Here is a 10,450-nt window from a genome sequence, read left to right as displayed (position 1 = left end):
AGCGATAAGGCAACAGCAATAAATTTTGCTAAAGGTGTGCGCATGGGTATATATAATTGTTGAAGCATGGTTCAAAGAGAAGGTAAAAAAGCGAATATACTCAAAGCAGGCAGACGGTTATATCCCTGCCCCATTTTTGATGTGGCACAACAAAAAAATAGTATATTTAATACCTGCTAAGGCCGTGGTGAAAGCGTGTACATTATTCCTCCATTATATTCCAGTTATAAAAGGCAAAACAACTACCCCCAAATGATAAAAAGAATAACAACAATTGCTTTTTTGATTGTTTATCCTGCCTGCTTTCTGTTTGCGCAAATTGATGAAAAGTTAAAAGAAGATATTCGCAACAGCGGTTATGTGCACAGCCCATTGCCGCTGGATTACAGTAAGTCCTTTGAGTCTTTCGGGCTTACCAAAAAAGTACTGGTTTCTGATATGCTTTGCAATATGGAAAACATGGACAAATGGTCGCATAAGGGAATTGGCGGCATGTCAATGACGACAGAAAGATGGATCGAAGGCAGCCATAGCCTTCGGTTGGCGGCTCCCACCACTTATCCGCAGTTCCTCGGCTGGGGACTGGGCTTTGGCACCTCACTTGCCAGTTTCGATGTGAGAGAAGTTAACTGGGAGAAATACAACCGCATCAGGTTTTTTATATATCCCGATTGTGAAGGCGCCCGCAGCATTTATCTTAATCTTTACGTGGTTAATGATGGAAAAATAAAAGTGCCGGATAAGTATGGGCGTGAAGGCTATCATGAGATAAACCTGGTTAACGGCCAGTGGAACGAATGCTTTGTGGAAATGCCCGAACTGGCGAGAGATAAGGTCACAGCGTTACAGTTTGCCATCGAGGTGTTTGGAAAAGAGCGTACCATGGGCGATTCATTAAAATTTGATATTGATGCCGTTACCCTTGAAACGGTAGAAAATCCCGAAGTGGTGAGCGGATGGGCGCCTGCTGAGAACAGGATCATCTATTCGACTACCGGCTATGGTGATGAAAGCCAAAAAACAGCCATCGTCAATGTAAAAAATCATAATGGCACCTTCCAATTGATAGATCATATTTCAAACGGACTGGTGTACCAGGGAAAAATTCAATCACAAAAAACAAGACTCGGATCCTTTGAAACTATTGACTTCAGCGATTTTAAAAAAGAAGGCGAATACTGTATTAAAGCAGGAGCCATCACAACCCCTTCCTTTTACATCAATAAAAACATCTGGGATAATTCAGCCTGGCGTGTACTGAATTTTATTTTTTGTGAGCGGTGCGGCTACCCTGTTCCGGGAAAGCATGGCGCCTGTCATTCAGATCTTAACGGCACTCACGATGGTAAGCGCTTTGCCATGAATGGCGGCTGGCACGATGCGGCTGATATGTCGCAACAAATATTGCAATCAGGAGAAATTGCACAGGCTTTACTGGAAATGGCGGAACGCGCCAGGCAAAAGGGCAACACGGCTTTACACCTGCGTTTGATGGAGGAGGCAGAATGGGGAATTGATATGATCCTCAAATCCCGTTTTGGAGATGGCTACCGTGCGCAAACCTGGGGCACCAATTTATGGACAGACGGATTCATTGGCACAAAAGACGATTCCACGGGGAGGCGTTGCATTCATGTGCATAACAGGGCTTTTGAAAACTTTGTATTTGCGGGTATAGAAGCTTATGCATCGCTGGTGGAAGAGAAAGATAAAATGCTGAAAGAAAACCTGCGAAAGGTAGCTATAGCAGATTTCGCATTTGCAAAACGCCGGTTCGACAGCCTGAGCTTTAACGATCTGAGCAGCATTGGCGGCGGAGGGGATCATGCTGCTATGGCATCTAACAGCCAGTATATGGCCAACATTTCGTTCGCTGCCAGCATACTTTATAAACTAACAGGTAATCACTATTATGCCGGTGAGGCCGCAAATGCCATACGTTATACGCTGAGCTGTCAACGCACAGCGCCGCTTAAAGATAAGGATAAATTAAGCGGATTCTTTTACCGCGATCTAAATAAAAAATCCATTGTTCATTATACACACCAGTCGCGCGACCAGGTGTATATGCAGGCGCTAACGATGCTCTGCGAAACCCAGCCGGGTCATGCAGATTATAGCAAGTGGAAAGCATCCATCCGGTTATATGGAGACTATTTGAAAACCATTATGCAGTATGTTCAGCCTTATGGTATGGTGCCCAGCGGTGTGTATCATATTGATGAGGTAAAAGACTCCGTTAATTTTTACAAGGTGCAGGTGGGCGTGTTTCGCGGGGCAGAAAAAGATTATAAAGAGCAATTAGAAAATGGCGTTAAGCTCGACAAGGAACATTACCTGCGCGTATTTCCTGTATGGTTTTCTTTTAAAGGCAATGCGGCTGTACATCTTTCCACAGGTAAAGCCGCCGCATTGGCCGGCAAATTCCTTAATGATAAAGATTTGATCAACATTGCAGAACAGCAACTATTCTGGATAGTAGGAAAAAATCCGTTTGGTCAGTCATTAATATGGGGGGAGGGCAGTAATTATCCGCAACTCTATACCGCATTACCCGGCGAAACGGTTGGTGGTATTCCTGTTGGGATGCAGTCGAAATTTAACGAAGACAAGCCTTACTGGCCACAGTTTAACACGGCTACGTATAAAGAAGTATGGGGAGCACCGGCAGCAAGATGGCTCTCCCTGATCGCTGAGTTTTAAATGGCAGAGCTATCAGGTATCAGCAGTCAGGTATTGGTGAGTTACTACTAACGACAGGATAAATACTTGAATAGTGCAGTATCGGTTAAAGAATTTGAAGTGAAGCTTTTACTCTGCCTTTGTTTTTACTTATCAATAAAAAAGGATTGTACGTTTAAAACCGTGCAATCCTTTTCTAAAAATGTATTTAGCAGATATCCTCATCCATCTCTCACCTTTCACTTCTCACCATTCACTAAAACCTATACCCCAGCGATGCGCCAAAGCCCATGTTCTTCCATTTCCTTTGATCTGTAGTAACATCCCTTATCTCAGGATTGATTTTAGATAAACCGAGCTGGCCGTTTAACTGAAGGCTGAAGCCGCTGTTCAGTTCATATCCTACCAATATATTACCGCCAAAATCGAACGGCTTCACATAATAGGCGGCATTCAGATAGTCGGCAGCGCTAACCTTATTTTTAAACTTCGCCTCCAGTTCAATAGCTGCTTCGCCTGTTTTAGTTTTGTTTTTGCCCGAAATGCCATAGGCGGCATAAGGCCCTGCGCCGAGTAATAATCTGCCAGCCCCAAGCTCCGGTTTAAACAGAAGATTTACCGGCAATTCGATATAGGAAATGTTTTGCGTGTTGTTTGCTTTTTTAGCACCCTTTGTGGAATACAATAATCCGGGTTGCAGATAAAAACCCTCTGAAATATATAAGTCGGCATTAATGCCCGCGTGAAAACCGGTTCTAAAATCATTATTGAGCTTATTGCCCAGGAAATCATCGCCATACATTTTCTGAAGGTTAACGCCCGCTCTTATGCCGAAGGAAACGAGCTTGTCTTCGCTTTTTTGGGCATAAGCCGTTGTAATGCACAATGCCAGTGCCGTTGTTAATACAATGAATTGTTTTTTCATAATGGGTAAAATATTTAGTGCCGGCAAAGATATACTCCCGGATAGAATAACATTGGTCTTTAGCGTTTTCTTTTATTAAAGACTTCTTAAAGTTGGAGCAATAGCGGGTATCAGATTGCTGTTCCTATTTCGTAAATTATTGATTTCTGCCACTAAGTCACAAGATCACAAAGGAAAACGCTTCGTGGCTTCGTGCCTTTATGGCTATATTGTTTTTATAATCGTTTTCGTAAGTATTTTTAGTTACAGAGCAACTCCTAAATATAACTGTTACAGCTATATTAGTCAAGTTCGTATTTACAAATTAGAGACAGCTTGCGGAAGGCAGGAATAAAAAAATGCCAGGTAATATACCCGGCAAGTGCATTAGCGGAATTTTTTGAGATATTAACTCAAATACGTTTCAACAGTCTGGCTGGCAGTAAAAAGATTGATTTAATAAGAGACAATATACCGTCAACCGCTACACCCAGTAACCGGAACGGGAGCAACAGCAGCCATATTATTGGATACAGTACAATGGCAAGTATAGCCAGCGGCGCACAAAGCACCAACAGTATTAACCAAAGCAAAAATGTAAACATAATATTGTATTTTCTTACTACTTACCTCTTACCACCGATTCTCCCCCTATATTGCCAACGATACCAGCGATGCGTCTTTGGTTTCTAAAAGGGAGCTGCCCATCAAAAACTCGTCTACTTTACGGGCACATTCCCGTCCTTCGCTTATAGCCCATACCACCAGCGATTGTCCGCGGCGCATATCGCCTGCAGTAAACACTTTGGGTATATTGGTTTGATACGCTTTTTCTGAAGCTTTTACATTTCCGCGTTCATCATATTCCACTTCTATTTCATCCAGCAAACCTTCATGCTGCGGATGAACAAACCCCATGGCAAGCAGGGTAAGCTCGCAGGGTATTTCCCTTTCCGTACCCGGCACTTCCACAAAGCGGGAAGGCCGCTGATCATCTGAAAATTTCCATTCCAGGTCAACTATTTTCAATGCCCTCAGGTTACCCTTGTCATCTCCCAGAAACGCCTTGGTGGCAATGGCCCATTCTCTTTCGCAGCCTTCATCGTGCGAAGAAGATGTTTTTAATATCATGGGATAAGTAGGCCACGGCATAAATGGCGTACGTTCTGCGGGGGGTTTGGGCATTAGCTCAAATTGGGTAACAGACGTGGCGCCCTGCCGGTTGGATGTACCCACACAGTCGCTGCCGGTATCGCCGCCGCCAATAACCACTACGTTTTTACCGGTAGCCTTTATTTCTTCTTTAAGGATATTACTTTCAATGGCGGCATTAGCCAGGGGATCTTTTTTCGCGTTCCGCTTGTTTTGCTGTTTTAAAAATTGCATGGCAAAATACACGCCTTTCAACTCACTGCCGGGTATGGGTAAATCCCTGGGCTGCGTAGAACCGCCCGACAGCACAATAGCATGATAAGCATCCAGCAAATCATTGGTGCTTACGTTCACCCCAACATTGGCATTGTACCTGAATTCCACACCCTCCTGCTCCATTACTTCTATACGACGGTCAATCACCCATTTCTCTAATTTAAAATCGGGTATGCCATACCGTAATAGTCCGCCGGCCGCGTCATCTCTTTCAAAAACAGTAACTAAGTGACCTGCATAATTCAATTGTGCGGCGGCTGCCAACCCTGCAGGACCGGAACCAATAACGGCTATCTTCTTTCCTGTACGGATATTAGGCTTGCGGGGCTGCACAAAACCTTTTTCAAAGGCTATTTCAATAATATGTCTTTCAATTTCTTCAATGGTAATGGCAGGTTGGTTAATGCCCAATACACAGGCAGTTTCGCAGGGAGCAGGACAAATGCGCCCCGTAAATTCAGGAAAGTTATTGGTAGACGTTAAAATATCGTACGCTTCGCGCCAGCTTTTGCGGTATACAGCATCATTGAACTCGGGGATAAGATTACCCAGCGGACAACCATTATGACTATGGCAAAAAGGTACTCCGCAATTCATGCACCGCGAAGCCTGGTTGACCAGCTTTTGCTCAGAAAAGCGATCAATGAATTCATTGTAATTTTTCAATCGTTCCGCTACTGGTTTTTTTCCCGGCAATTCGCGCGTAAATTCTATAAAACCTGTTGGCTTACCCATTGTATTGATTACTTCATTAATGAATTAAAAATATTTATGCTTCCCGTCCTCATCCGCTTATCTTTCCTGCACTTTACTCTTTGCTTTTTGAACGGCTTTTTTATAATCTTTGGGATATACTTTTATGAAATTCTTTAACTGGTTGTCAAAATCATCTATAATGAATTTAGCAACGGCGCTCCCCGTAAACGCGTAGTGCCTGCTTATCATATCATACAGCTCTTCCGATTCGCCATTGATTACCGGATCAAGATCAACCATCTCGGGATTGCAGTTTTCCGCAAACTGGCCTTTTACATCGTACACATAAGCAATACCGCCGCTCATGCCCGCCGCAAAATTTCTGCCGGTATCGCCCAGTATTACCACACGGCCTCCCGTCATGTATTCGCAACCATGATCGCCCACGCCTTCCACCACGGTATTAGCACCCGAATTTCTTACACAAAAACGCTCACCTGCCTTGCCCCTGATAAATGCTTCGCCGGAGGTAGCGCCATAAAAAGCCACGTTACCGATAATAATATTTTCTTCAGGAACGAACCCGGCTTCTTTTGAAGGATATACAATAAGTTTTGCACCGCTTAAGCCCTTACCAAAATAATCATTGGCATCGCCTTCCAGCTCAAACGTAACGCCCTTAGTGTTAAAGGCGCCAAAACTTTGTCCGGCCGTTCCTGTGAATTTAAAATGAATTGTATCGTCCGGTAATCCTGCCGCGCGATAGCGTTTTGTAATTTCATTAGAGAGTATGGTACCTGTCGTACGGTCAATATTACGGATACTGAATGTTCCGTATACCCGTTCCTGCCGTTCCAGCGCCGGCTTTGCTTTTTCAAGCAATTGCCAGTCCAGTACGCCTGCCAGTCCGTGATCCTGTTTCTCCTGGTTATATAAGCCAACCTGCCCGGGAGCGGGCTCTTTATATAAAATGGGAGATAAATCCAGTTTTTTATACTTCCAGTGATTGATCCCTTCTCTTCTTTCCAGGCAATCTGCCTGCCCCACCATTTCGTTGATGGTTCTGAATCCCAGTTCGGCCATCAGTTCACGCAAATCCTGGGCAAGAAACTTAAAAAAGTTCACTACATGATCGGCATTGCCGGTAAACCGCTTGCGCAATTCGGGATCCTGCGTAGCCACGCCTACCGGGCAGGTATTGAGATGACATTTACGCATCATAATACAGCCCTCTACTATTAATGCGGCTGTAGCCACTCCCCATTCTTCCGCTCCAAGCAATGTGGCGATAGCAATATCACGTGCTGTTTTCATTTGCCCGTCGGCCTGCAAAACCACGCGGCTCCTGAGACGGTTCTTTACTAATGTTTGATGGCTTTCCGCCAATCCCAACTCCCAGGGTAAGCCGGCATGCTTGATGGAACTTACCGGGGATGCGCCTGTTCCGCCATCGAACCCTGCAATCAGTATTACATCTGCTTTTGCTTTGGCAACGCCGGCAGCAATAGTGCCCACGCCGGCCTTTGATACCAATTTTACATTGATGCGCGCCGCACGGTTGGCATTTTTAAGATCAAATATCAGTTGAGCCAGATCCTCGATAGAATAAATATCATGATGTGGCGGAGGAGAAATTAATCCTACACCGGGTGTAGAATGACGCACGCTTCCTATCCAGTCGTCTACTTTATGTCCGGGCAATTGTCCGCCTTCGCCCGGCTTTGCGCCCTGCGCCATTTTTATCTGCAGTTCATCAGCTTCGCTAAGATATAAACTGGTAACGCCAAAACGGGCAGAAGCTACCTGTTTAATGGCAGAGCGCATAGAATCGCCGTTGGGCAATTTTTCATATCTTCTTTCATCCTCGCCACCCTCGCCGGTATTGCTTTTGCCACCCAGGCGGTTCATGGCTATGGCCAGGGTGGTATGCGCTTCCCAGGAAATGGAACCGAAGGACATGGCGCCCGTAGCAAAACGTTTGTAAATATTTTCCGCCGGTTCTACTTCATCAATGGAAACAGCGGGCCGGTTGCGCTTAAAGCGGAACAGGCTGCGTAGTGTACAGGCTTTTTCGCCCTGGTCGTTTACCGCTTTGCTGTATTTTTTAAACACATTATAATCATTCATCCGTGTTGAATACTGCAACAAATGAATGGTTTGCGGATTGAAGAGATGTACTTCCCCTTTGCGTTTCCATTGGTATATACCGCCAACGGACAAACGATCAACAGGAATATTTTTAAGATTGAAAGCAAGTGCATGTTTGGCGAGGGCCTCTTTAGCAATTTCATCTAACCCCATTCCTGCCACACGGCTTACCGCGCCTGTGAAATATTTGTTTACCACATCCTGGTTCAATCCTAATATTTCAAATATCTGGGCACCCTGGTACGACTGGAGGGTGGAAATACCCATTTTGGAGAATACTTTCAACAGCCCGTAGCATACTGCCTTTACATAATTTTTACGCAGCTCATACCAGTCCTGGTCGGTTTCCCATTTGCCGGTGGCTTTCATCGTACGGATTGTTGCCAGCGCCAGGTAAGGGTTGATGGCGGTTGCGCCAAAGCCTATTAAACAGGCAAAATGATGCACTTCCCATACATCGCCGGCTTCTACCACAATACCTACCTGGCCGCGGTATCCTTTGCGGATAAGATGATGATGCACGGCAGATACACAGAGCAATGAGGGTATAGCGGCATGATCCGAATCAATGGCCCTGTCTGACAGGATAAGCACTTCAAAACCATCTTCCACCGCGTCTACAGCATAGCGGCAAATACGGTCTAACGCCGCTTTCAGCGATCCGGGTTTGCCATCCGCCCTGAAGTAACACTGGATGGTTTTGGCCTGGAAGATGCCGGTATCAATACTGCGTAATTTTTCCAGCTCGGTGCTGGTAAGTATAGGCTGCTTAAGCGCCACCCCATGGCAATGATGCGGCTCTTCTACCAGCAGGTTGCCATTATTGCCCACGTACGAGGCCAGGCTCATTACCAGGCGTTCGCGTATAGGATCAATAGGCGGATTGGTTACCTGGGCAAACAATTGCTTAAAATAACTGCTCAGGTGCTGGGGCTGATCGGACAGGATGGCCAACGGAACATCTGTTCCCATTGATCCTATGGGTTCTTTGCCCTCAATAGCCATTGGTTTAACGAGCGTATCTATGTCTTCCGTACTATAACCAAAAGCTTTCAGGTATTTAAAAACAGATTCTTCAGACAGATGCGTAAAGGTTACCCTGGGGGAAGCGAGTTCTTCCAGGCGTATTTTATACTGGTTCAGCCAGTCGCTGTAAGGTTTTCGCGAACAGATGTCCTGTTTCAATTCTTCATCACTGATAATACGGCCCTGTTCCATATCTACCACAAACATTTTTCCCGGCTGCAGCCTGCCATAGCTTTTGACTATACGCGGGTCTACGGGCAAAGCGCCGGTTTCGGAGGCCATAATTACCCGGTCATCGTGCGTAACACAAAAACGCGAAGGGCGCAGCCCGTTCCTGTCTAATGTAGCGCCAATGATCTTTCCATCGGTAAATGATATGGAAGCAGGACCATCCCAGGGTTCCATAACGGCTGCATGATACTCGTAAAACGCTTTCTTTACAGGGTCCATTTTATCATTATCATCCCATGCTTCCGGAATCAGCATCATCATTACATGCGGTAAAGAGCGGCCGGATAAAGTGAGTAATTCCACCATGTTATCCAGGCAGGCCGAATCAGACTGTCCGCCGGTTACTATAGGCAACAGCATATCCATTTCTTCCTCGCTGAAATAAGGAGAAGAAAGCCCGTTTTCACTGGTTTTTAACCAGTTTAAGTTTCCCTGTAAGGTATTGATCTCACCATTATGCGCTATAAAGCGAAACGGCTGTGCCAGCTTCCAGGAAGGAAAGGTATTGGTGGCAAAACGGGAGTGTATAAGGCCAAAAGCGCTTACTACCCTTTTATTGCTGAGATCTGGAAAATAAGTACGCACCTGCATACTGGTTAACTGTCCCTTATAGGTAACCGTTTTATAGGAAAGGGAAGCAATATAAAAACCTACACTATCTTTCTTTACCGTATTATGAATGGTATGCGAAGCGTAATTGCGCAGTATAAATAGTTTGCGCTCAAAGTCTTCCGGGTTTTGAAGATGATCGGGGCAGGCAATAAATACCTGTTCAATTTCGGGTTCCACAGAAAGGGCGGTTTGGCCAATATCGGTAGTATTTACAGGAACCTTGCGGTAAGTAAGTATTTCCAACCCGAGCTTTTCGGCGGCCCGTCCAAATATTTCACGGCATTCCTCTCTCATTCCCACCTCTTTAGGAAAGAAAATTACACCTACGCCATAATGGCCAAAAGCGGGCAAATGCACGCCTAACTTCACACATTCCGCAAAAAAGAACTCATGCGGAACCTGGATCATTATACCTGCGCCATCACCGGTATTGTTTTCACAACCACATGCGCCCCTGTGCTCCATATTTTCAAGCAGGGTAAGCGCGTCTGATACGATCTGGTGCGATTTGTTGCCTTTAATATTAGCCACAAATCCTACACCACAAGCATCGTGTTCAAATTCCGCCCTATACAAACCTTTTCTAACCATAGATCGGTAGTTATTATATAAAAATCAAAAAAGAAGAGAATACTTAAATATTGTTTAAATATATGGCAGGCAAGAGCATAAAAGTACTAAAAAAACATAACAAATCAACCTTTCGTCTAAAAAACACTAACA

Annotated in this window: 4 protein-coding genes; 1 reads left to right on the top strand and 3 read right to left on the bottom strand. The window is 45.0% G+C overall.

What is annotated here, in order from left to right; translation table 11 throughout:
- Nucleotides 1-252: 252 nt before the first annotated feature.
- Nucleotides 253-2,703 (top strand): glycoside hydrolase family 9 protein, encoded by a 2,451-nt coding sequence (locus VL121_RS16195; protein ID WP_325407232.1) that lies wholly within the window; start codon nucleotides 253-255, stop codon nucleotides 2,701-2,703.
- 235 nt (nucleotides 2,704-2,938) lie between these two features.
- On the opposite strand, the gene VL121_RS16190 is transcribed toward VL121_RS16195, so the two are convergent.
- The 3 genes from VL121_RS16190 to gltB all read right to left on the bottom strand — a co-directional run bounded on the left by VL121_RS16190 (nucleotide 2,939) and on the right by gltB (nucleotide 10,318).
- A complete protein-coding gene (locus VL121_RS16190; RefSeq protein ID WP_325407230.1) occupies nucleotides 2,939-3,607 on the bottom strand; it encodes a porin family protein in 669 nt (222 codons plus the stop codon).
- A gap of 630 nt (nucleotides 3,608-4,237) precedes the next feature.
- Nucleotides 4,238-5,749: a glutamate synthase subunit beta gene (locus VL121_RS16185; protein ID WP_325407228.1), complete on the bottom strand. Its 1,512-nt coding sequence runs from the start codon at nucleotides 5,747-5,749 to the stop codon at nucleotides 4,238-4,240.
- 57 nt (nucleotides 5,750-5,806) lie between these two features.
- Complete coding sequence (gene gltB / locus VL121_RS16180; protein WP_325407226.1) at nucleotides 5,807-10,318, bottom strand: glutamate synthase large subunit; 4,512 nt, start codon at nucleotides 10,316-10,318, stop codon at nucleotides 5,807-5,809.
- Nucleotides 10,319-10,450 lie beyond the last annotated feature (132 nt).

It is taken from the genome of Agriterribacter sp., from assembly GCF_035497235.1.
In the GTDB taxonomy this organism is placed as follows: Bacteria; Bacteroidota; Bacteroidia; order Chitinophagales; family Chitinophagaceae; genus Agriterribacter.
Note: the sequence above shows the minus strand (reverse complement) of the source record. Positions and strands in the feature narration are given on the sequence as shown.